Annotated in this window: 24 protein-coding genes and 1 riboswitch; of the genes, 22 read left to right on the top strand and 2 right to left on the bottom strand. The window is 43.3% G+C overall.

Annotation, left to right across the window (positions count from 1 at the left end; translation table 11 throughout):
- Window positions 1-56: 56 nt before the first annotated feature.
- The 4 genes from MGG13_RS10070 (at window position 57) to ldmS (ending at window position 4,932) form a co-directional block, all read left to right on the top strand.
- A complete protein-coding gene (locus tag MGG13_RS10070) occupies window positions 57-719 on the top strand; it encodes a response regulator transcription factor (protein ID WP_133432116.1) in 663 nt (220 codons plus the stop codon).
- Window positions 716-2,377, top strand: a complete 1,662-nt coding sequence (locus MGG13_RS10065) for a sensor histidine kinase (RefSeq protein ID WP_239034778.1) — start codon at window positions 716-718, stop codon at window positions 2,375-2,377. Before MGG13_RS10070 ends, MGG13_RS10065 begins: the two co-directional genes overlap by 4 nt.
- 43 nt (window positions 2,378-2,420) lie before the next feature.
- A riboswitch (SAM riboswitch) is annotated at window positions 2,421-2,517 on the top strand.
- Between the two features lie 66 nt (window positions 2,518-2,583).
- Window positions 2,584-3,753, top strand: a complete 1,170-nt coding sequence (locus MGG13_RS10060) for a M20 family metallopeptidase (RefSeq protein ID WP_239034777.1) — start codon at window positions 2,584-2,586, stop codon at window positions 3,751-3,753.
- 3 nt (window positions 3,754-3,756) lie between these two features.
- Window positions 3,757-4,932, top strand: coding sequence for an L-aspartate--L-methionine ligase LdmS (gene ldmS / locus MGG13_RS10055; protein ID WP_239034776.1), 1,176 nt, complete (start codon window positions 3,757-3,759; stop codon window positions 4,930-4,932).
- Between the two features lie 33 nt (window positions 4,933-4,965).
- Here ldmS and coaW read toward each other — a convergent pair whose 3' ends face one another.
- Window positions 4,966-5,778 carry a type II pantothenate kinase gene (gene coaW / locus MGG13_RS10050; protein WP_239034775.1) on the bottom strand — a complete coding sequence of 271 codons (813 nt, stop codon included), beginning with the start codon at window positions 5,776-5,778 and terminating at the stop codon, window positions 4,966-4,968.
- Window positions 5,779-5,920: 142 nt separating this feature from the next.
- On the opposite strand from coaW, the gene MGG13_RS10045 reads away from it, so the two are divergent.
- From MGG13_RS10045 to MGG13_RS10035, 3 genes are all read left to right on the top strand, one after another.
- The gene (locus MGG13_RS10045) at window positions 5,921-6,724 is read left to right on the top strand and encodes a GNAT family N-acetyltransferase (RefSeq protein ID WP_239034774.1); all 804 of its coding nucleotides are present in this window, start codon (window positions 5,921-5,923) and stop codon (window positions 6,722-6,724) included.
- Window positions 6,725-6,815: 91 nt separating this feature from the next.
- Complete coding sequence (gene rpoE / locus MGG13_RS10040) at window positions 6,816-7,331, top strand: DNA-directed RNA polymerase subunit delta (RefSeq protein WP_239034773.1); 516 nt, start codon at window positions 6,816-6,818, stop codon at window positions 7,329-7,331.
- 145 nt (window positions 7,332-7,476) lie between these two features.
- On the top strand, window positions 7,477-9,072 hold the full coding sequence (locus MGG13_RS10035) for a CTP synthase (RefSeq protein ID WP_133432123.1): 1,596 nt from the start codon (window positions 7,477-7,479) through the stop codon (window positions 9,070-9,072).
- A gap of 39 nt (window positions 9,073-9,111) precedes the next feature.
- On the opposite strand, the gene MGG13_RS10030 is transcribed toward MGG13_RS10035, so the two are convergent.
- Window positions 9,112-9,612, bottom strand: coding sequence for a DUF2529 family protein (locus tag MGG13_RS10030; RefSeq protein ID WP_239034772.1), 501 nt, complete (start codon window positions 9,610-9,612; stop codon window positions 9,112-9,114).
- A gap of 90 nt (window positions 9,613-9,702) precedes the next feature.
- Here MGG13_RS10030 and MGG13_RS10025 point away from each other — a divergent pair, with 90 nt between their 5' ends.
- The 15 genes from MGG13_RS10025 (at window position 9,703) to MGG13_RS09955 (ending at window position 22,180) form a co-directional block, all read left to right on the top strand.
- A complete protein-coding gene (locus MGG13_RS10025; RefSeq protein ID WP_239034771.1) occupies window positions 9,703-10,044 on the top strand; it encodes a response regulator in 342 nt (113 codons plus the stop codon).
- A gap of 76 nt (window positions 10,045-10,120) precedes the next feature.
- Window positions 10,121-10,978 (top strand): class IIb fructose-bisphosphate aldolase FdaB, encoded by an 858-nt coding sequence (gene fdaB / locus MGG13_RS10020; protein ID WP_133432126.1) that lies wholly within the window; start codon window positions 10,121-10,123, stop codon window positions 10,976-10,978.
- Window positions 10,979-11,153: 175 nt separating this feature from the next.
- Complete coding sequence (locus MGG13_RS10015; protein WP_133432127.1) at window positions 11,154-12,410, top strand: UDP-N-acetylglucosamine 1-carboxyvinyltransferase; 1,257 nt, start codon at window positions 11,154-11,156, stop codon at window positions 12,408-12,410.
- Between the two features lie 95 nt (window positions 12,411-12,505).
- Window positions 12,506-12,826, top strand: a complete 321-nt coding sequence (locus MGG13_RS10010; protein WP_133432128.1) for a winged helix-turn-helix transcriptional regulator — start codon at window positions 12,506-12,508, stop codon at window positions 12,824-12,826.
- Between the two features lie 123 nt (window positions 12,827-12,949).
- Window positions 12,950-13,927 (top strand): class II fructose-bisphosphatase, encoded by a 978-nt coding sequence (glpX, locus tag MGG13_RS10005; protein WP_133432129.1) that lies wholly within the window; start codon window positions 12,950-12,952, stop codon window positions 13,925-13,927.
- Window positions 13,928-14,073: 146 nt separating this feature from the next.
- Entirely contained in the window at window positions 14,074-15,390 is a 1,317-nt protein-coding gene (gene rho / locus MGG13_RS10000) for a transcription termination factor Rho (protein ID WP_133452034.1), read from the top strand.
- Between the two features lie 103 nt (window positions 15,391-15,493).
- Entirely contained in the window at window positions 15,494-15,751 is a 258-nt protein-coding gene (locus MGG13_RS09995; protein ID WP_133418455.1) for a type B 50S ribosomal protein L31, read from the top strand.
- A gap of 132 nt (window positions 15,752-15,883) precedes the next feature.
- Window positions 15,884-16,471 carry a thymidine kinase gene (locus MGG13_RS09990; protein WP_133432131.1) on the top strand — a complete coding sequence of 196 codons (588 nt, stop codon included), beginning with the start codon at window positions 15,884-15,886 and terminating at the stop codon, window positions 16,469-16,471.
- A 1-nt stretch (window position 16,472) separates the two neighbouring features.
- Window positions 16,473-17,549, top strand: coding sequence for a peptide chain release factor 1 (prfA, locus tag MGG13_RS09985; RefSeq protein WP_133432132.1), 1,077 nt, complete (start codon window positions 16,473-16,475; stop codon window positions 17,547-17,549).
- Window positions 17,539-18,372: a peptide chain release factor N(5)-glutamine methyltransferase gene (prmC, locus tag MGG13_RS09980; RefSeq protein WP_239034770.1), complete on the top strand. Its 834-nt coding sequence runs from the start codon at window positions 17,539-17,541 to the stop codon at window positions 18,370-18,372. The genes prfA and prmC overlap by 11 nt, the downstream gene beginning before the upstream one ends.
- 87 nt (window positions 18,373-18,459) lie before the next feature.
- A complete protein-coding gene (locus MGG13_RS09975) occupies window positions 18,460-19,470 on the top strand; it encodes an L-threonylcarbamoyladenylate synthase (RefSeq protein WP_239034769.1) in 1,011 nt (336 codons plus the stop codon).
- 7 nt (window positions 19,471-19,477) lie between these two features.
- Complete coding sequence (locus MGG13_RS09970; protein ID WP_239034768.1) at window positions 19,478-19,903, top strand: low molecular weight protein arginine phosphatase; 426 nt, start codon at window positions 19,478-19,480, stop codon at window positions 19,901-19,903.
- A 65-nt stretch (window positions 19,904-19,968) separates the two neighbouring features.
- Entirely contained in the window at window positions 19,969-20,421 is a 453-nt protein-coding gene (gene rpiB, locus MGG13_RS09965) for a ribose 5-phosphate isomerase B (RefSeq protein WP_133432136.1), read from the top strand.
- Window positions 20,408-20,938 (top strand): TIGR01440 family protein, encoded by a 531-nt coding sequence (locus tag MGG13_RS09960; RefSeq protein ID WP_239034767.1) that lies wholly within the window; start codon window positions 20,408-20,410, stop codon window positions 20,936-20,938. The genes rpiB and MGG13_RS09960 overlap by 14 nt, the downstream gene beginning before the upstream one ends.
- A gap of 12 nt (window positions 20,939-20,950) precedes the next feature.
- Window positions 20,951-22,180, top strand: a complete 1,230-nt coding sequence (locus tag MGG13_RS09955; RefSeq protein WP_133432138.1) for a serine hydroxymethyltransferase — start codon at window positions 20,951-20,953, stop codon at window positions 22,178-22,180.
- The last annotated feature ends 12 nt before the right edge of the window (window positions 22,181-22,192 follow it).

Below are 22,192 nucleotides of genomic sequence, written 5' to 3'. Positions count from 1 at the left end.
AGTAAGCCTTGAAGAGTAGACGCTTACATGCTATAAAGACGTAAAGGGGTGGTTTGATGGTCAGTGTGTTAATCGTAGAAGATGAAGTAGAAATTGCTGAGATGATTAAGTTTATTCTGCAGCGGGAAGGTTATGAGACTATTGATCTCGTCCATACGTTTCAGGATGCCTGCAAGCAGTCTCTGCATTACGATGCTTATATACTGGACATCAATCTGCCGGACGGTAAAGGTTATGACCTGGCTGAACGTATTCGTCGTCAGTCAGATGCACCCATTTTATATGTTTCAGCGAATGTAACAGACGAAGATAAACTCACCGGCTTTGCAACAGGGGCAGATGATTATATCACCAAACCATTTAATCCGCTGATTCTCGCTGCAAGAGTGAAGGCGAATATTGATCGTTACTTGAGGGCGAAGCAGCCTATTGATTTCTTTTTTGATGAGCGTACCGCTGAGCTGACAGTTAAAGATAAAGTCTATCATCTGTCGGGGAAACAATATCTTCTCATGCAGTATTTATTTGAAAATCAGAATAAAGTGCTGACAAAAGAAGAGATTTACGAGGCAGTCTGGGATAACCAGTTCATCGATGAGAATACAGTGATGGTACATATCAGGAAACTACGAGAAAAAATTGAAGAAGTACCGAGTGACCCTGTCAGACTTCTCACAGTCAGAAGTGTCGGTTACATCTTGAAAGTGGAACACAATTGAAGACAACGGCGCGCAAATTCACCTGGAAATTTATCGGCTATTTTTCATTATTCTATGTGTTGATCAATTTACTTCTTCTTTTATTGATTGTTTTTTTTATCGTTCGTTCATCGAGTAACATGACAAGCGGAACACTGCAGGCGCAGTCTACAGATACGATACAGAGTCTTATCGACATCAGCAATGAAAAAAATATTACGATTCAGCAAGAACTCTCACAGGCACTGAAAGACCAGGATGGCATGCTTCTCATACGTAATAGTCACGGTGATATCATCAAATCCTTCAATAATCATGAAAAAATCCATACACTCAGCTGGTATTATCTGCAGGGAGTCACGACATGGTCACTGACCGAACAATACCAGGCGGTGCTGATCAACCGCCAGCCGCTGGTTAAAGCCGCTGAATTATTTGATTTAGAAGAGACCGTGGCACTTCATCGCTACATGGATGAACATAATCTGTCGCTTTTTAAGCAGAATATGGAAAAAGATAAACTGATTAAACTCTACGGCAGCTTTAACACTAAAGACGTCGAAGAGAACTGGTTCAAGGATCTCAATAATGATAACTTCAATAAGTATGTGCTGCAGGAAACGATGCATGATGATGATTACTATTTATTTGTAGCAGAAAATCAGAATGCTCGGGACAAAAGAATTATTTTAGCAGAGAACGGTATTTTTATGGATAAAGATTATATGGCCTTTGCTTTAAACTTCCTGCTCTGGTATCTTATTTATTCTTCACTTATTTTCGGGCTGATACTGGCACTCGCTTATTATGTGAGCCGCAACTTTGCACGACCTCTTATCCATTTTGTTGACTGGCTGAGTCAGTTGAGCAGAGGCATCTACCGCGTCCCTGACAATAAGCATATCTACAGAAGGGACCGCATGCGCAGAAAGTACCGGATGTACACCTCTGTAGATGAATCCATCCGTGAATTGACAGAGAAGCTGGATAACGACCGGACTTATCAGAACCGTGTTGCAACGCTGCGTGATGAATGGGTATCAGGTATCACTCATGACTTTAAGACGCCGCTCAGTTCCATTTATGGCTATAGCAAACTCTTAAACAGCGATCTTGACATCAGTTGCGAAGACCGTCAGAAGTTTGCTGAAATCATTGAAGACAAAGCCCTTTATATCGATTCACTGTTAAAAGATTTAAATATGACTTACCAGCTGAAGAATGATCATTTTGAATTTAATAAACAGACGGTCAATGTCGGCGAATATATTCAGCAGTTTATTGACTCGTTCAATCATCCGAATCTGCATGCCGTCAATCAGCTCAATCAGAATGTTAAGCTTGATAAAGAACGCATGAATCGGGTACTGATGAATATCGTCTCTAATGCTTTTGTCTATAATGATGATATTGAAGTCTGGATCAATTCATTTGCTGATGGTAATGATATTGTCATTGAGATCGGCGACAATGGCAAAGGCATCCCGCAGGAAGAGATACCCTATATATTCAATCGCTATTACCGCGGGACGAATACGACAGCCAATAATGAAGGTTCTGGTTTAGGTCTGGCAGTCGCTAAACAGATTGTCGAAAACCATAACGGGCAGATCAGTGTCCATAGTTCAATAGCAGGTACAAAATTCCAGATTAGGCTGCCTCGAGAACTAAATGATTGACGAAACAATCAGAAAACTATATAGTAATCATTAAATAATTCCATACTTATCAAGAAGGATCGAGGGATAGGCCCGATGACATCCAGCAACCTACCGTTTGGCAAGGTGCTAAGTCCTACAGCATAGCTGACAGATAAGATTGCAGAGACATTCCTTATCTTGGAATGTCTCTTTTGTTAAGTGTACGGAAATAAAGGAGCTTTTTTATGGAACAATATGAAAACCGCATTTTAGAATATATTAATCAACATAAAGAAAGTATAATTGAGCTGAGTCATGCGATACATGCAAGACCTGAACTGGGCAACGAAGAGTTCTTCGCGTCAGCGGAGTTATCAAAGCTTCTTGAGGATAACGAGTTTCACCTTGAGCGGGATATCGCAGGTCATGCGACCGGCTTCATTGCGACTTATGCCAGTTCTAAACCAGGTCCTACTATCGCTTTTCTCGCAGAATACGATGCACTCCCTGAACTCGGGCATGCATGTGGACATAATATTATCGGTACAAGCAGTGTGCTCGCTGCCCTCAGTCTGAAGACAGTGATTGACGATATAGGCGGTACTATCAAAGTGTTTGGTTCACCTGCTGAAGAAGGCGGAGTCAATGGTAGCGCGAAAGCAAGTTATGTTAAGGAAGGTCTCTTTGATGATAGTGATGTGGCCCTGATGGTTCACCCTGGCCATGAATCATATCGCACAGTACCGACACTAGCAGTTGATGTCTTTGAGGTGGAGTTCTTCGGCAAGAGCGCACATGCCTCTGAAAGTGCGTTCAACGGCATTAATGCACTGGATATGATGATCAGCTTTTTCAACGGTATTGCACAGCTGAGACAGCATATCAAACCGCGTGATAAAGTCCATGGTGTTATTCTGGACGGGGGTGCAAGTGCAAATATTATCCCGGACTATACGAAAGCACGTCTCTATACACGGGCATTGACACGTGAGCAGCTCAATGGTTTGACTGACAGAGTAGAAGAGATTGCGCACGGTGCTGCTCGTATGGCCGGTGGAACTGCCAAACTGAATCGCATTCAGAATGGAGTGGACGAATTCATTGTGAACGACCGTCTGGATGATTTATTTGAACGCCATGCGAAGAAGCATAATGAACCTATTGAGCATGATGATTTTGGTTTCGGTTCGACTGATACGGGTAATGTGAGTCATGTCATTCCTACCATTCATCCTCATTTGAAAATGGGACCTTCAACTCTTGTCGGTCATACACCGGCATTCAGAGAAGCAGCGGCAAGCCCGGGAGGCGACCATGCCCTTCTGCAAGGTGCACGTATTATGGCGACAATGGCTGTTGAACTGATTACTAAACCTGAAGTTTTAAATCAAATCAAGCAACTACATAAGGAGTAACGAATGAATAACTTTTTATCTAAACGCCCGCTGACTATGCATCAGCTTTATGGCAATCATGTTGTATTTACATCTCGTCCTTCATACGAAAAAAATCCTTGGCTGACAACGGAAGAACATCAGGCCAATATGCTGACGGCAAGGGAATTACTGATAGCGGATATACCGGTGATTCTTCATGAAGCAACGGTTGGAGAAAAGACGAAAACGTTATTGGAAGCAGCAGGTATTGAACTGCCGTCCAATTATCGTACGTTTAAAGATGCGGATAGTTATCATCAGCGGTTGAGAGAAGCAGAAGAAGCGGGAGAGAAGATTTTCTTCCAATATACACATAATGAGGACTACGTGAAACCGTCTACGTACTATGTGAATAAAGATTTATTTGTAGCGCTTAATAATAAAATGAAGCTGTCAGACTGGACGAAAGGCAAATTCCTGCCAAAACGCGACGTGGTACCTGTCAGCAAGCTTGAAGAAACACTCGAAACTTGGCAGTATCCATACGTCATCAAGCCGGGTGATGACCATCCGACTGCAGGTGGTTATGGCGTAATGATCTGCTATAACGACCAGGATCGTGAGAAAGCACTCAGCCGTATTCAGGAAGCAGAAACAGATTCAGACTTCATCATTGAAGATTACATCAAGACAGAACAGAACTATTGTGTGCAGTACGCCTATAGTGATGCAACAGGGCTTCAGTATATCGGTGCTTCAATTCAGGATACGAATGAATATGGCAAGTACCGCGGCAACACAACAGCTCATCATGTACCTGAACAAGTGATTGCGGCTGGCCGTGAGATCATGGAGAACGGCGTCGCTGAAGGCTATCGTGGTATTGCAGGATTTGATCTCCTCGTCGATGATAAAGGTGCTGTCTATGCGATTGATCTGAACTTCAGACAGAATGGTTCGACCTCTATGCTGATTATGGACGAATTGTTGGAAGGCGATTATGAGAAATTCTTCGGTGCATACGCGAAAGTTACAAATGAGGATTTCTACGCCCGGATTTTAGAAGAAGTAAAGGCAGGACGACTGTTCCCGCTTGCTTATTACGATGGTGATTATTTTGAGGGACAGACTGTACCTTCAAGATTTGTTGGCATCTGGCATGGCGAAAAACAAGATGTAGAAAAGCATGACCAGGCTTTTGTAGAATTCAACCGATAAAAATAAGACAGACCGCTGACTCAGCGGCCTGTCTTATTTTTCTTCCATTAATTTTAAAGTGCCGAGTGCACCTGAATATTCGCCGTTCTCGATGAAATAAGGTTTAAAGCCGCGCAGTACCGTATAGTTCATAACAACTTTTTTCAGCAGTTCATTGCTTAGGAACGATGAACCGATGTAAACGACGTACTCAGCGCCGAATTCTCTTGCGGCATGGATGGAAACAGTCGTCACGGTTTCACCGACGGCACCGATAGCAGCTGCCAGTTTATCAGCATCAGTGTACTGGACCGTATCTTTTGTATGCAGCACACGGCCGAAGTTTGCCGCTGTCAGTTCACCCGGAATAGGGGTCTTATCACCTTTATAGATATGTTTAACTTTGAGGTCGATGTCATCACGGTCACCTTTTGCGGCCAGTGCAGTCAAAGTCTCGTAATCTGCTTCCCCGGTCAACAGGTAGCCAAGCCCTTGAATCATACCACCGCCAGCACCAGTACCACCCGCGCGCTCCTGCACTTCTCCTTTAACGTGGTGAATAGAAGTGCCTGTTCCGACATTGGTGAAAATATAATTTTCAAGAGGATGATTCAGCTGTTCAAGAAACGTCTGAATACCTTTAAATGTGGCATCAAATTCAATGCTCTGAAAAGCATCTTGTGGAATAAGGCTCTGGAGATAAGTCGCTTTTCCGCCTGTCAATGCGACTTCAGCATCCGGATATTGTTGCAGCAACTCTGCAACTGTCTCGACTTCTGTAGATAAATACTTCGAAAAAGTACGCTCGCCGTTCTCTTCTTTAACAATTTTAATCAGTGTCCCACCAGCATCTATACCGAATTTCATTTTAAAACCTCTTCTTTTTTGGTTACCATGATACAACTTGCAGCGTGACTTGTAAATTAAGTTCATGATTTAGTATGATGCAGTGCAGTGAAAAAGGGGTATAATCTAAAAAAAAGGTGAATAACGCTGGAGGTTGTGGATTATGGAATTCAATGGATCACAGATTAATATCGTGCAGTATAGCGCAGATTACAGAGAGCAGTTAGAAGCATTCGAGCTGGAAGAGCGTCAGATGATTTATTCTTCTCTGCCGATTCAAGTGCTGGAGGAAGGACTGATGGATCACAATAGACGTCCATGCGTCGTTTTAAATAAAGAAGATCAAGTAGTAGGCTTCTTTGTTCTTCATCAGTATTATCAGCATGAAGGATATGAAACGCCGATTAATGCGGTCTATGTCAGAAGCTTATCTATCAACTCTAAATATCAGGGACATGGTTACGGTACTGAAATCATGATGAATATTCCTGATTATGTACAGCAGGTTTTCCCTGACTTTGAACATCTTTATTTAGTGGTTGATGCAGAGAACCAGGCAGCATGGAATTTATATGAACGCGCAGGCTTCCTGCACTTAGCAACAAATCCTGAGGGACCCATCGGTAAAGAGCGTCTATACTATCTTGATTTATCAGGTCAATATGTTTCTAAATTGCGTCTGATCAAGCAGGATGATACTGTTCTACTTGATAAGGACGGCACTAATGTAGGACAGATTAAGCTGTCAGTGGACGGCAAGGCTGTTCGTATTGAAGAGTTTCAGCCTGCTGATGATGAAGTGCGAGAAAGCGCACTTAGACAACTGGCGACTTATGTCAGAAAACATTATCCTGAAGCGGATCGCATTTTAGTGGATACTGATCAGCCGGACCCTTATTTGAACGTTAATTTCGTGCAGGAAGATTCGGAGGCACCTGAACAGCTGATGAAGCTGATCAAGTATTAAAGAGAAATATTTACTGGTAAATCATGATTATTCTTGTTATGATTTAGGGTGAATAAAAATCGACTGCCTGACGTGAAAGGACGAATTAATAATGAAAATCAGTGAATATACTAAAGAAATGATGAACGAACATTCTTTCATCGATATGGCTTATCTTTATCTCTTAGAAAAAGGGAAGGATCAAGGCTTGTACGATATCATCGATGAATTCAAAAAAATCGGTGATTATAAAGATGAAGAAATTGAAACACGCGTGGTTCAGTTCTATACAGATTTAAATACAGATGGCCGTTTCCTCTCTACAGGAGAAAATATCTGGGGTCTTCGTGACTGGTATTCTGTCGACGATATCGAAGAAAAAATTGCACCGACTGTTCAGAAGTTTGAAGTGCTTGATGATGACGATGAAGATGACGCTAATATCGCGCTTCTTGGTGAAGAAGAAGTCGACGATGAGCTGGATGTTGTCGTAGAAGACGGCAGCGATGAAGAAAACCTTGAAGATCCTGAAGATGAAGATGTTGAAGATGAACTCGATCAAGCGGGTCTAGTCGTTGAAGAAGACGACGATGATTTTGAAGAAGACGAAGAAGAGGAAGAACTCTAATTTCTCTTTTAAGATGATTGACTTATCTTCTAAAAATGATTATTATTTTACTTGGGCTCCTTTAAATAGGACAACGTATAAAATTTACGCTCCCTTTGCGCTTGCAAAAGGAGCGTTTTTTATTTTTTAATTTCAGGAGGTTTATATGACTAAATTTATTTTTGTAACAGGTGGCGTTGTATCTTCACTTGGTAAAGGGATTACTGCTGCGAGCTTAGGGCGTCTGCTTAAAAACCGTGGCTTAAACGTAACGATTCAGAAATTTGATCCTTATTTAAATGTCGATCCAGGTACGATGAGTCCTTATCAGCACGGTGAAGTATTCGTGACGGATGACGGCGCTGAAACCGATCTTGACTTAGGTCACTATGAGCGTTTCATCGATATTAACTTGAATCAGTATTCTAACGTCACAGCGGGTAAAGTCTACTCTCACGTTCTGAAAAAAGAGCGTCGTGGCGACTATTTAGGCGGCACTGTTCAGGTGATTCCGCATATCACGAATGAAATCAAGGCACGTCTGCTCAAAGCGGGCGAAAGCACTCATGCTGATGTCGTTATCACTGAAATCGGTGGTACAACAGGTGATATTGAGTCATTACCATTTCTTGAATCAATCCGTCAGATCAAAAGTGATCTCGGTCGTGAGAACGTCATGTATATTCACTGTACGCTTCTTCCTTACATTAAAGCGGCAGGCGAAATGAAGACAAAACCAACACAGCACAGCGTAAAAGAACTGCGTGGTCTGGGTATTCAGCCTGACATAATCGTTGTACGTACAGAATACGAAATGACACAGGATCTGCGTGATAAAATCGCTTTATTCTGTGATATCGATAAAAATTCAGTCATTGAGTGCCGCGACGCGGACACACTTTATCAGATTCCACTGGCGCTGAAAGAACAGAAGATGGATGACATCGTTGTTAAACGTCTAGGCTTACAGGCTGACGAGGAAGCGGAACTGACAGAATGGACACAGCTTCTTGATACAGTCCGCAATCTGGATGGTAAAACAAGAATCGCGCTTGTCGGTAAATATGTGGCGCTGCAGGATGCTTACTTATCTGTAGTAGAAGCACTTAAACATGCAGGTTACCAGTTCGGTAAAGACGTGGAGATCAAATGGCTGAATTCTGAAGAACTGAACGTCTCTAACTTTAAAGAAGAATTAAAAGACGTTGACGGTATCTTAGTACCAGGCGGTTTCGGTGAACGCGGAATTGAAGGAAAAATTCTTGCGACGCAGTATGCGCGTGAAAACAATATTCCATTCTTCGGTATCTGTTTAGGTATGCAGCTTGCAACCGTTGAATTTGCACGTAATGTGGTCGGTTTAAAAGATGCGCATTCATCAGAACTTGATCCAAACACACCTTATCCAGTCATCTCATTATTACCTGACCAGAAAGATGTAGTGGACCTCGGCGGAACGCTCCGTCTCGGCCTCTATCCTTGTCAGCTGACTGAAGGAACAAAAGCGCATGCAGCCTACGGTGAACCATTAGTAGAAGAACGCCACCGTCATCGTTATGAGTTCAATAACGAATTCCGTGGTCGTCTTGAAGAAAAAGGTTTGGTCTTCTCAGGAACATCACCTGATGGCCGTCTAGTTGAGATTATCGAAATTCCGGAACATAAATGGTTTGTTGCCTGTCAGTTCCACCCTGAATTCTTATCTCGTCCTACTCGTCCACAGCCGTTATTCAGAGATTTCATTGAAGCGACAATCAAATAGTAGAAAAGTGCTATCTGCAGTACAGCAGATAGCACTTTTTTATGCGTTCTCGTCATCTATCATTTCTTTAATAGTGGCATAGAGAATGTAATAAATATAATTCATCGCCATCATATGAGGGGTGATGATACGGCTGAAGTCTTCAGTCGGCACAAGCGCGCGCGGTGTCGAAAGGTCGATGAAGTTCATACTACTGATGCGTTCGTCTTTATTACAGATGAGAACGTAGTCAATATCCTGCTGGTCAAGGTCTGCGATGTATTCAATGACAGCATCATCGTAAGCATCAGCCATGAGCAGAACTCTGTCTGTTTTATCGATGACCGATTCTGTAATCAGTTTTTCTGAATCCGGCAGCCGTTCGGCACTGCTGGTCGCAAATTCCTCGAAATATTTAAGGTCTCCGAATCCTTTTACATAAACTTTGCCTTCACCTAGAATAGCTTGTGCAAGCAGACGTGCTGCGATGTCGATCTCTGTCTCCTGGTTGTTGATTTTCTGAAAGACACCATTCAGCTGTGTATTGAAAATCTTAATCATGATGAATCCTTCCTTTTCCTGAATAATATCGCACATATATAGTACAATCTTAGTATAAAAAGGAGGACGATTACAATCATGAGGATTCTGGTGATTGATGATGAAGCCAATATTCGCCTATTGCTGAAGGAAATATTTTCATTGAGTGGTTATACAGTTGATGAAGCTGAAAACGGACTTGTAGCGCTTACAATGGTGAAGGACAAGCAATATAACCTTATATTGATGGATAAAAGAATGCCGGTAATGAACGGAGAAGAAGCACTCAGTGAAATCAAAAAACTGACGGACACACCTGTCTACGTCGTTTCTGCATTTCAGTCTGCTGAAGAAGTTGAAAAACTCTATCAGCTAGGTGCAACGGGTATACTGACGAAGCCTTTTGTCATGAAAGATGTACTGGAGATTGCTGAGCAATTTGCAGATGCTTAATATTATGCAATCATTTCTGGTCTTTGATATACTGAAGTTATAAAAGTTGTGCATAGCACATAAGGAGGATATTTTCATGCCATTAGTTTCTATGAAAGAAATGTTAATCCAAGCAAAAGAAGGCGGTTATGCAGTAGGTCAGTATAACTTGAACAACCTTGAGTTCACTCAAGCTATCTTAGGTGCTTCTCAAGAAGAAAATGCACCAGTCATTCTTGGAGTATCTGAAGGCGCAGGAAAATATATGGGCGGTTTCTATACTGTTGTTAAAATGGTTGAAGGTTTAATGAAAGACATGAACATTACTGTTCCTGTAGCGATTCATTTAGACCACGGTTCTAGCTTTGAAAAATGTAAAGAAGCGATTGATGCTGGTTTCACATCAGTCATGATTGATGCTTCTCACCATTCATTTGAAGAGAACGTAGAAATCACTAAAAAAGTCGTTGAATACGCTCATTCTAAAGGTGTTTCTGTTGAAGCGGAACTGGGTCGCGTTGGCGGACAGGAAGATGATGTTGTATCTGACGGTGTTGTTTATGCAGACGCTAAAGAATGTCAGGAATTAGTTGAAAAAACAGGTATTGACTGTTTAGCACCAGCACTTGGTTCTGTTCACGGTCCATATAAAGGTGAACCTAATTTAGGTTTCAAAGAAATGGAAGAAATCGGTCGAGCAACTGGATTACCACTTGTATTACACGGTGGTACAGGTATCCCGACTAAAGATATCACACGTTCAATTTCTTTAGGAACAGCTAAAATCAACGTTAACACAGAAAACCAAATCGCTTCAGCTAAAGCAGTACGTGACACATTAAACAACGATGCAAATGTTTACGATCCACGTAAATATCTTGGACCAGCTCGTGAAGCAATTAAAGCGACTGTACAAGGTAAGATTCGTGAATTTGGTACTTCTAATAAAGCATAATCTGTTATTGAAAAATAAAGCACACTTCATTGCTGAAGTGTGCTTTTCTTGACTTTTTACCACATTTTGCATTATATTTAAAATCGCAAATCTTATAGCTATTGATATATAAATATAACGAACAGTAAGATAGAAGATTAAAATATAATTGTGAAATGCGAAAAGGAGTACATATATGTCTGAAGAGGTAATCAAGATAAGAGGTGGCAAACTGCTGAATGGTAAAGTCCAGATCAGTGGTGCAAAAAACAGTGCAGTAGCACTTATCCCAGCAACATTGATGGCAGATGATATCGTTAAGCTGGACGGGCTTCCGGATATTTCTGATGTTGTCACTTTAATGAGTCTGCTGGGCGACTTAAATATTAAAACAGAGCTTGAGGGCGATACACTGACTGTGGATTCTTCAGAAGCAGTGAACCTGCCGCTCCCTAATCATAAAGTACAGTCACTTAGAGCATCTTATTATATGATGGGTGCGATGCTCGCCAGATTCAAAAAATGTACGATTGGTTTACCGGGCGGCTGTCCTCTTGGACCACGCCCGATCGATCAGCATATTAAAGGCTTCGAAGCATTAGGCGCAACTGTGACAAGCGATGAAGGCGGCATGCATTTACATGCTGAGAATCTGCGCGGCGCGACTATTTTCATGGATGTTGTTTCTGTAGGAGCGACAATTAATATTATGCTTGCTGCTTCTATGGCAGAAGGTAAGACCGTCATTGAAAATGCGGCGAAAGAACCTGAGATTGTAGACGTGGCAACGCTGTTAAATAACATGGGTGCTAAAATACGCGGTGCAGGTACTGACACACTGAAAATTGAAGGTGTAGAGAAGCTGCATGGTACAAGTCATACGATTATCCCGGACCGTATTGAAGCGGGGACTTATATGTGTGCTGCTGCAGCGATGGGTGAGGAAGTCGTGATCGAGAACATTATTCCACTCCATATGGACCCATTAACGGCTAAACTGAAAGAAATGGGTGTCAATATTGAAGTAGGTGAAGACAGTGCGATTATTCGTCGTTCAGAATCTTTAAAACCGCTTAATATTACAACCAATGTCTATCCAGGATTTGCGACAGACCTGCAGCAGCCGTTCACACCGCTTCTCTTTATGGCGAATGCTGCAAGCACCGTAACAGATACTATTTATCCGGCGCGTTTTAAGCACGTCGATGAACTAAGACGTATGGCTGCAGACATCAGTGAAGAATCCGGTACTGCTTATATCAAGCCGTCAAAACTGACAGGGGCAGAAGTGGCAGCAAGTGACCTACGTGCTGGTGCGTGTCTTGTCATTGCAGGTCTCACTGCTGAAGGTGTGACTACTGTCTATAATGTTAAACATATTGACCGTGGCTACAGCGGGATTGTTGAGAAATTAAAAGCGCTTGGCGCAGACATTTGGCGTGAACAAATCTAGCCTATAAAAACACCTCTCGTGAGGTGTTTTTATATATTTATTATAGTTGATATATTTTTTATACTTTAGTATAATGGGAGTAAGAGGTGAGGAATATGGAAATTTGTCCTTATTTAGAAGAGACATTTAAAATCCTCGGTAGAAGCTGGAACGGGTTATTGATCAACTATCTTTCAAGATGTGACAATCGTAGTGCACATTTCTCAGATATTAAACGAGATCTGAAATCTATTACACCCCGCGCCCTGAGTCTGAAACTCGGGGAACTTGCAGACTGGGGACTTATTGAGAAGAAAGTGACGACAACGACACCACTTTCGATCGAATATGTGCTGACACCGAAAGGATATGCACTGAGTCAGGCGATGATTCCAATAGAAGAATGGGCTCAGGAAAATCTTGAGCTGAACCATTAAAACCCTGCCTGGCAGGATTTTTTGGTTTCTAAAGACTGAATATTGATGAAAAGAATATACCATTAACCTGAATGTGTTATACTATTTGTGAATGCAAACCTGATAGATAAAGGAGAATGGAATATGGAACGTAGTTTATCGATGGAATTAGTTCGTGTGACTGAAGCAGCGGCACTTCAGAGTGCGAAATGGGTAGGTAAAGGATTAAAGAACGAAGCAGATGATGCAGCAACAACTGCGATGCGTACTGTATTTGATACAATTCCGATGGATGGTGTGGTTGTCATCGGTGAAGGTGAGATGGACGAAGCACCGATGTTATATATCGGTGAGGAACTAGGTACTAAAGAAGGTCCAGCCATCGATATCGCGGTTGACCCGTTAGAAGGAACGACACTGGTTGCAGAAGGTAGCTGGAATGCGATGACGGTTCTTGCTGTCGGAGACCGCGGGACACTGCTTCATGCGCCGGATATGTACATGGAAAAAATCGCGGTGGGTCCTGAATGTAAGGGCGTCGTTGACATCACGAAGAGCGTCAGCGAAAACCTGCATGCGGTAGCAAAAGCGAAAAATAAAGATATCTCTGAAGTAACGGCGACGCTTCTTAATCGTGAACGTCATCAAGGTATTATCAAGGAAATTCGTGAAACAGGTGCACGTATCAAACTGATTGAGCACGGCGATGTAGCGGGTGCTATTAACACAGCATTTGATTTTACGGGTGTTGATATTTTATTTGGTTCAGGTGGTGCACCAGAGGGCGTGATTGCGGCTGTTGGTATTAAAGCGCTTGGCGGTGACTTCCAGGGTATCCTGTTACCTGAAGATGCAGAGCAGGAAGAACGATGCCGCAAGATGGGTATCGAACCGAATACCGTTCTTCAGCTGGATGATATGGTTAAAGGTGACGATGCTATCTTTGCAGCGTCTGCAGTGACTGACGGCGAACTGATGAAAGGTGTTCAGTTCAAAGGTGGATTCGCAACGACACACTCACTTGTCATGCGTGCTAAATCAGGAACTGTCCGCTTTGTTCAAGGTCGTCACAGCCTTGAGAAAAAACCGGGTCTCACTATCAACGATTCTGATACAATCTAATAGACCAATCAGCATGCGAGGCATGCTGATTTTTCTTTTGGCATGATTCGTTTTATGATAAACTATGAAAGTTCATCGCAAGATCCCCGTATCTTTCCCTCTTATCTATTATCAGAGAAATGAATAAATTAAATAGAAGGTGTCATATGACTGAAAAACAACGGACAAGCCCTCAGTATGAATCTTTTGATGCGCTTTATAAGAACAGTACGACTAAAGAACTGACTGCACGCGCAAAAGAACTGGGACTTGTGAACTATAGCAAACTGAATAAAAAAGAGCTGGTTCTGGCTGTCATGGAAAAACAGATGGAACAGGACGGCAATTATTATATGGAGGGCGTACTGGATGACATACAGTTAGACGGCTACGGTTTCCTGAGAACGGTCAACTACTCAAAAGGCGAAAAAGATATTTATATTTCAGCCAGTCAGATCCGTCGCTTTGAAATCAAACGAGGCGATAAAGTAACGGGTAAAGTACGTAAGCCTAAAGAAAATGAGAAATATTATGGTCTCCTGCAGGTGGACTTTGTCAATGATCAGAATGCGGAAGAAGTGAAGAAGCGTCCCCATTTCCAGGCGCTGACGCCTCTATATCCGGATAGACGTATTAAACTTGAAACGACTAAGACAGCGTATTCAACACGTATTATGGATCTTGTGACGCCTATTGGTTTTGGCCAGCGTGGCATGATTGTCGCACCGCCTAAAGCAGGGAAGACTTCTCTGCTGAAAGAAATAGCCAATGCGATCTGCACGAATCATCCGGATGCGAAGCTCTTTATTCTACTTGTCGGTGAAAGACCGGAAGAAGTAACTGACCTTGAACGGTCTGTTGAGCAGGCAGAAGTGGTTCATTCAACGTTTGATGAGCCGCCTGAGCATCATGTTAAAGTGGCTGAACTGTTACTTGAACGTGCGAAACGCTTAGTCGAACTCGGAGAAGACGTCATCATCCTGATGGATTCCATCACAAGACTCGCTCGCGCTTACAACCTGGTGATTCCGCCGAGCGGCCGCACCTTGTCAGGTGGTCTTGACCCAGCAAGTCTGCATAAGCCGAAAGCCTTTTTCGGTGCGGCTCGTAATATCGAAGCAGGCGGCAGCCTGACTATTCTTGCGACTGCGCTTGTAGATACAGGTTCACGTATGGATGACATGATTTACGAGGAATTCAAAGGAACAGGTAATATGGAACTGACACTTGACCGGAAATTAGCTGAAAAGCGTGTCTATCCTGCGATAGATATCCGCCGGAGCTCAACGCGTAAAGAGGAACTCCTGCTGGATAAGAAAGAACTTGATATGGTCTGGCAGCTGCGCAACCTGTTCACTGAAGCACCTGACTTCACTGAACGCTTCCTAAGACGACTGAAGCAAAGTGACAATAATGCTGATTTCTTCAAGCAATTAGGTGAGCGTATGGCTGAGAGTGCAAAGAGCGGCAAACCGATTATTTAATGGTTGCATTCTGAGGTCAGACCCTATATAATATGTAAGTATTGACGTGTATAACACGAATAACTCTGTTCCAGATGGTTCAGGGCAAAGGAGCTGAAAAATAATGAAACAAGGCATTCATCCAGAATACCGTAAAGTAATCTTCTTAGATTCTACTACAGATTTTAAATTCTTAAGCGGTTCTACTCGTTCTTCAAACGAAACGATGACATGGGAAGACGGTAACGAATATCCAGTTATCCGTTTAGATATCTCTTCAGATTCTCACCCATTCTACACTGGCCGTCAGAAATTCGCATCTGCGGATGGTCGTGTTGAGCGTTTCAACAAGAAATTCGGATTCAAATCAAGCAACGAATAATAGCTTACGAGTTCCACATTCAACTGAATGCTGGAACTTTTTTTGTATCATAAATTCGCCTTTTGCTATGCGCTTAAAAGTCTTATTTTATGATATAATGAAGCGATTATGTGTTAAAAGGTGGCAGGTCATATGTATGAAAGTTATCACGCAGGCTGGGTGGAATGTATTGCCGGCAGTATGTTCAGTGGCAAAAGTGAAGAGTTAATCAGACGGATCAGACGAGGACTCTATGCAAAGCAGAAAGTCATGGTCTTTAAACCGCAGATCGATAACCGTTACAGCGATGATGAAGTAGTTTCGCATAACGGCACGAAAGTAGAGGCGTTCAATGTGCCGGGTTCAGCAGCTATACTGGACCATGTGACGAGTGATATCGATATTGTAGCGATAGATGAAGTGCAGTTTTTTGATAATGGCGTAGTTGAGATTGCGACGGAACTTGCAAACCGTGGACATCGCGTTATTGTCGCAGGACTGGACATGGATTTTAAAGGAGTGCCTTTTGATCCAGTGCCAGAATTGATGGCCATCAGTGAACACGTCACGAAGCTGCAGGCAGTGTGTGCAGTATGCGGTTCGCCTGCATCACGTACTCAGCGTCTGATAGATGGTAAACCAGCACGTGTTGATGACCCGCTCATTCTGATTGGCGCAAATGAAAGTTACGAACCAAGGTGCCGGGCGCATCATATCGTAAGAAGTACAGAGGAGGATTAATATGTTAGATCAGTTAGAAATCGTTGAAGATCGTTATGAGCAGCTGAATGAGTTGCTGAGTGATCCGGATGTTGTATCGGATCCAAATAAACTGCGTCAGTATTCTAAAGAGCAGTCAGACTTATCAAAGACAGTAGAAGTCTATCGCAATTATAAAGAAGTAAAGCAGCAGCTGGAAGAAGCACTCGAAATGATGGGTGATGCTGAAGATGCAGAAGAAGAAGCAATGATTAAGGAAGAAATCGCAGAACTGAAACCGCAGATTCCAGCACTAGAAGAAGAGCTGAAATTCTTATTGATTCCAAAAGATCCGAATGACGATAAAAACGTTGTCATGGAGATTCGTGGTGCAGCGGGTGGAGATGAAGCGGCTATTTTCGCCGGCGATCTGTTCCGTATGTATTCTAAGTTCGCTGAAGAGCAGGGCTGGAAGATCGATATTATGGAAGCAAGCGAAGCGGACCACGGGGGTTATAAAGAGATTATCTTTATGATTAACGGTAACGGGGCATTCAGTAAGCTGAAATTCGAAAACGGTGCACACCGCGTGCAGCGTATCCCGTCCACTGAAAGTGGTGGACGTATCCATACATCAACTGCAACGGTAGCCGTACTGCCTGAAGTAGAAGATGTTGAAATTGACATCAAGCAGGAAGATTTAAGAATTGAAACGTATCGTTCAAGTGGTTCGGGCGGTCAGCACGTCAACACGACTGACTCTGCTGTACGTATCACGCATATTCCGACAGGTATTGTCGCAACTTCTTCAGAGAAATCACAGATTCAGAACCGTGAGAAAGCCCTGAAGCTTCTGAAAACACGTGTCTATGACATGATGCTGCAGGAAGAACAGGCAAAATACGCAGAACAGCGTAAATCAGCTGTCGGTTCTGGTGACCGTTCAGAGCGTATTCGTACTTATAACTATCCGCAGAACCGTGTAACTGATCACCGCATCGGTCTGACGATTCAGAAGCTTGATCAGATCGTTGAAGGTAAAGTACTTGAAATCATCGAGGCACTGACAGTTGCTGAGCAGACATCTAAGCTTGAAGAGTTGAACGAAGGTGTCCTTTAAGCCGAGCGAACTGCTGATACCTGCACGTCAGCTGTTACGCGTGCAGGATATCCCTGTAAACGGCGCGGACTGGCTGCTGATGGATTTATTTGAACTATCCAGGCTTGATATCATGCTGGATCAGCCCGTGCTGACTGAGGAGATGCAGCAGCTCTATGTTTCTAAAGTAGAGCTGCTGGCATCTGGCGTGCCTCTGGGACATTTAACCGGTTTTCAGATGTTCTACGGCCGACCTTTTCAAGTCAATGGACATGTGCTGATTCCGCGTCCTGAAACAGAGGAACTCGTTGAACGAACCCTTGAACATGCGGGAACGGTCGTAGCTGATATTGGAACTGGCAGCGGTTGTATCGCTATCACACTTGCTCTGGAGTCTGATTACGAAGTCTACGCAGTGGATATCAGTTCTGAAGCACTTGAAGTAGCGAAACGAAATGCAGAATTGCTGGGGGCATCTGTCCGATTTCTAGAAGGTGACCTGCTCGCCCCTATTAAAGCAGAAAGTATCCAGCTGGATATACTCGTTTCAAATCCACCTTACATCGCTGAAAGTGAAAAAGAGCTGATGTCTGATTCTGTACTGGATTTTGATCCACATCTTGCCCTCTTTGCTGACGACGATGGACTGGCACTTTATAAACGCATGATTCAGGATTTACCTGAGGTTATGAAAGAAGGCGGCCATGTATTGTTTGAAATCGGTCATGCACAGGGCTTGGCCTTGAAAGAGTCTATCAATCAGCTTTATCCGAATGTCGACGTCCATATAGAAAAAGATATTAATCAGCTGGACCGTATCATCTGGTTCAAATGGTGTCAATAAGTTATGCACAAAACGTAAAAGTTATCCACGATTTGTGCATAACTTTTTATTTTATACTAAACTAGTAATAATGGAGGCGATTATGAGATGGAAACATACGTTTGGGATGTGCGTAACTATGTGCATGACTTATCCACATATCCACAAATAGCAGAAATTATAGCAGGTTTTAAAGAAGATGAGCTTATCGCGATACCGACTGAAACGGTATACGGGCTGGCAGCAAACGCTAAAAGTGCAGCAGCGGTCTCAAAAGTCTATGTGGCCAAAGGCAGACCCAGTGACAATCCACTGATTGTTCATATCTATTCGCAGAAACAGATGGACTTCATCGAAAATATTCATCCGGCAGCTCAGCAATTGATGGATTATTTCTGGCCGGGACCTATTTCATTTATCCTGCCACTCAAGAAAGATAGCCTCGCTGAACAGGTGACTGCAGGAAAAGAGACGGTTGCTGTTAGAATGCCGGAAGATAAAACTGCACTGCAGTTACTGGAAATCGTCGGCCTGCCTCTCGCAGCACCGAGCGCCAATTTAAGCGGTCGTCCTTCTCCTACCAATTATGAACATGTCTATGAAGACTTAAATGGCCGTATACATGGTATAGTTCGCGGTGATGATAGTCACATCGGAATTGAAAGTACGGTGCTTGATTGTTCAAGTTATCCATTTAGAATTGCAAGACCAGGTGCTATTACAGTATCCATGCTGGAAGAAGTGGTAGCAGGTTGCATGACGGAGGCTGATTACACGAGTGATGATGCTCCCATTGCACCCGGCATGAAATATCGTCACTATGCGCCGAATAGCCCGATTCAGTTGGTAGATGGTGGTATATCCTCATCTCTTCAAGTCGACCGTCACACTGCAGTTGTCGGGCCGGAAAGCATTCGCTCTCTTGTGACGGGTGGCACTTTCTATCCGCTCTGTCAGGATGAACAGGATATTAAAAGTGCATCGGCAAATCTTTATGATGTCCTGAGAGCGATCGATCACAATAAAGAAATCACAAAGATCATTCTCAGCGGTTTTAAACGTGATGAAGCGAGCCAGGCACTGATGAATAGAATAGATAAGGCATCAGCCGGAAAGTAGGAAAAAGATGAAAATAATTTTTGTCTGTACAGGTAATACATGCCGTAGCCCACTTGCTGAGAGTCTTGCGCAGTCAGCTATACCGTCACATCTTTTTGAATCAAGAGGACTGGCGGCTTTCCCGGGGGCGCCCGTGTCTGAGTATTCAGCTGAACTCATCAGCAGGCACCAGTTACCAGCAGTCGGTCCAGCAATGGCTTTCACTGAGGAGGATGCTGAAGCAGACTTGATTCTGACGATGTCACGCCAGCATAAAAAGAACATCCAGTCTCTTTATCCGGCAGCGAATGTCTATACACTTTCAGAATATACCTCGGATAGTCAGAGAGATATCGCCGATCCATACGGGGGACATTTTGCACATTATGAACAGGTGTTTACAGAATTAAGAAAGCATATTGACAATTTAGCTAAAAAGTTGCCACCTGTTTAATAAACACTCGAGGAAAAAATACAAATAAGCTATAATGAACCTATTCGAGTAAGGGAGGTCTTAAAATGAAAGTTGCGATTGCAAGTGACCATGGTGGCTATCAGCATAAAGAAGCCATCAAGAACCATCTTGATGAATTAGGAATTGAATATAAGGACTTTGGCACGGATTCACCTGATTCTGTTGATTATCCGGATTACGCGCGTCCAGTCAGTGAAGCAGTGACGTCTGGAGAGTATGACAGAGGTATTCTGATCTGCGGGACAGGTATTGGGATGTCTATAGCAGCCAATAAAGTAAAAGGTGTCCGCTGTGCACTTGTCCATGATGTCTTTACGGCACAAGTCACTAGACAGCATAATGATTCAAACGTGCTCGCTATGGGGCAGCGCGTCATCGGAGAGGGTCTTGCACTCCTGATTGTTGAGACGTGGCTGAAAGGTGAATTTGAAGGCGGACGTCATCAGGCAAGAATCGATAAGATTACAGCACTGGAAGATGCTTATGGCAGACATTAAGACACTGCTCGCAGAACTGGAAGCCATTCACTTCTTCAAAGAAGGTGAGATCTGCGTCATCGGCTGCTCTACGTCAGAAGTCATCGGTGAAAAAATCGGTACACATAGTTCTGATGAAGTCGCAGAAACCTTTTTTGAGGCCTTTAAGGCTATTGCTGAGAAAACAGGTGTTCAGTTCGTTTTTCAGGGCTGTGAACACATCAACCGGGCACTGACGCTGGAAAAAACGCTGGCTGATAAGCTGGGCCTGCAGACTGTAACTATAGTGCCTGTCAGAAAAGCAGGCGGCAGTATGAGTGCATACGCTTATCGCCATCTATCAGAACCTGTGGTCGTTGAACATATTCAGGCAGACTGCGGTATTGATATCGGACAGACATTAATCGGTATGCATATCAAACATGTGCAGATTCCGGTACGGGTCAACACGAAAAAAGTCGGTGAAGCAGTTGTGACAATAGCGACTCATCGACCGAAGCTGATCGGCGGACCAAGAGCACAGTACGAATTAAACTAAGGGGGATTCATCATGATCAAGAAACAGGATGCAGAGCTTTACGCGGCAATTGAAAAAGAACGAGCAAGGCAGAACAGCAATATCGAGTTAATCGCATCAGAGAACTTTGTATCTGAAGCGGTGATGGAAGCACAAGGTTCAGTTCTGACCAACAAATATGCTGAAGGCTATCCGGGGAAACGCTATTACGGTGGCTGTGAGTTTGTGGATATTGCGGAAAATCTGGCGAGAGACCGCGCTAAAGAATTGTTTGGAGCCGAGCATGTGAATGTTCAGCCGCATTCAGGTTCTCAGGCTAATATGGCAGTTTACCGTGTGGCACTGGAAGTAGGGGATACAGTGCTAGGAATGGATCTGTCTCACGGTGGTCACTTGACACATGGGTCTAAAGTGAATTTCAGCGGTATCGATTACAAGTTCGTGGCTTATGAAGTGGATAAGGAATCAGAAACGATTGATTATGATGAGGTGCGTCGTCTGGCACATGAACATCAGCCGAAGCTGATTGTAGCAGGGGCTTCTTCTTATTCACGTCAGATTGATTTTGCTCGATTTAAGGAAATCGCTGACGAAATCGGTGCCAAGCTCATGGTAGATATGGCACATATCGCAGGACTCGTTGCAGTTGGTCTTCATCCAAGTCCAGTACCGCATGCAGACTTTGTGACGACAACGACACACAAAACACTCCGTGGACCACGCGGTGGTATGATTCTCTGCAAAGAAGAATATGCTAAAGCGATCGATAAAGCGATTTTCCCAGGAATCCAAGGTGGACCATTGATGCATGTCATCGCTGCTAAAGCTGTTGCATTCGGTGAAGCGCTGCAGCCTGAATTTAAAGAATATCAGGAGCAGGTTCTGAAAAATGCTGTCGCACTGAGCGAAGCATTAAAAGAAAAAGGACTACGCATCGTATCAGGCGGTACGGATAACCACGTCTTTGCAGTAGATGTCACGACTTTTGGTCTGACAGGCAAGGTTGCGGAAAAAGCACTTGATGAAGTCGGTATTACCACAAATAAAAATACGATTCCTTTTGATGAAAACAGTCCTTTTGTAACAAGCGGCATTCGTATTGGGACACCCGCTGTTACAACACGTGGTTTCAAAGAAGAGGAAATGAAAGAAGTCGCTGAAATTATAGCAGATGTACTGCATAATCATGAAGAACAGGAAACACTTGATAAAGCAAAAGAACGCGTCAGTGCGCTCGTTGCTAGATTTCCCTTATACCAATAAAAGAGAGGTGCA

The organism is Macrococcus brunensis (assembly GCF_022343725.1).
GTDB classification, from domain to species: domain Bacteria; phylum Bacillota; class Bacilli; order Staphylococcales; family Staphylococcaceae; genus Macrococcus; species Macrococcus brunensis.
The sequence above is the reverse complement of the archived record's forward strand: the minus strand, read 5'-3'. Positions and strand labels throughout refer to the sequence as shown.

Bases quoted from the DNA above. Each gene is read 5' to 3' on its own strand.
- MGG13_RS10070 (WP_133432116.1), top strand. From the start codon at position 57: ATGGTCAGTGTGTTAATCGTAGAAGATGAAGTAGAAATTGCTGAGATG.
- MGG13_RS10060 (WP_239034777.1), top strand. From the start codon at position 2,584: ATGGAACAATATGAAAACCGCATTTTAGAATATATTAATCAACATAAA.
- ldmS (WP_239034776.1), top strand. From the start codon at position 3,757: ATGAATAACTTTTTATCTAAACGCCCGCTGACTATGCATCAGCTTTAT.
- coaW (WP_239034775.1), bottom strand. From the start codon at position 5,778: ATGAAATTCGGTATAGATGCTGGTGGGACACTGATTAAAATTGTTAAA.
- MGG13_RS10045 (WP_239034774.1), top strand. From the start codon at position 5,921: ATGGAATTCAATGGATCACAGATTAATATCGTGCAGTATAGCGCAGAT.
- rpoE (WP_239034773.1), top strand. From the start codon at position 6,816: ATGAAAATCAGTGAATATACTAAAGAAATGATGAACGAACATTCTTTC.
- MGG13_RS10035 (WP_133432123.1), top strand. From the start codon at position 7,477: ATGACTAAATTTATTTTTGTAACAGGTGGCGTTGTATCTTCACTTGGT.
- MGG13_RS10030 (WP_239034772.1), bottom strand. From the start codon at position 9,612: ATGATTAAGATTTTCAATACACAGCTGAATGGTGTCTTTCAGAAAATC.
- fdaB (WP_133432126.1), top strand. From the start codon at position 10,121: ATGCCATTAGTTTCTATGAAAGAAATGTTAATCCAAGCAAAAGAAGGC.
- MGG13_RS10015 (WP_133432127.1), top strand. From the start codon at position 11,154: ATGTCTGAAGAGGTAATCAAGATAAGAGGTGGCAAACTGCTGAATGGT.
- MGG13_RS10010 (WP_133432128.1), top strand. From the start codon at position 12,506: ATGGAAATTTGTCCTTATTTAGAAGAGACATTTAAAATCCTCGGTAGA.
- glpX (WP_133432129.1), top strand. From the start codon at position 12,950: ATGGAACGTAGTTTATCGATGGAATTAGTTCGTGTGACTGAAGCAGCG.
- rho (WP_133452034.1), top strand. From the start codon at position 14,074: ATGACTGAAAAACAACGGACAAGCCCTCAGTATGAATCTTTTGATGCG.
- MGG13_RS09995 (WP_133418455.1), top strand. From the start codon at position 15,494: ATGAAACAAGGCATTCATCCAGAATACCGTAAAGTAATCTTCTTAGAT.
- MGG13_RS09990 (WP_133432131.1), top strand. From the start codon at position 15,884: ATGTATGAAAGTTATCACGCAGGCTGGGTGGAATGTATTGCCGGCAGT.
- prfA (WP_133432132.1), top strand. From the start codon at position 16,473: ATGTTAGATCAGTTAGAAATCGTTGAAGATCGTTATGAGCAGCTGAAT.
- MGG13_RS09975 (WP_239034769.1), top strand. From the start codon at position 18,460: ATGGAAACATACGTTTGGGATGTGCGTAACTATGTGCATGACTTATCC.
- MGG13_RS09970 (WP_239034768.1), top strand. From the start codon at position 19,478: ATGAAAATAATTTTTGTCTGTACAGGTAATACATGCCGTAGCCCACTT.
- rpiB (WP_133432136.1), top strand. From the start codon at position 19,969: ATGAAAGTTGCGATTGCAAGTGACCATGGTGGCTATCAGCATAAAGAA.
- MGG13_RS09960 (WP_239034767.1), top strand. From the start codon at position 20,408: ATGGCAGACATTAAGACACTGCTCGCAGAACTGGAAGCCATTCACTTC.
- MGG13_RS09955 (WP_133432138.1), top strand. From the start codon at position 20,951: ATGATCAAGAAACAGGATGCAGAGCTTTACGCGGCAATTGAAAAAGAA.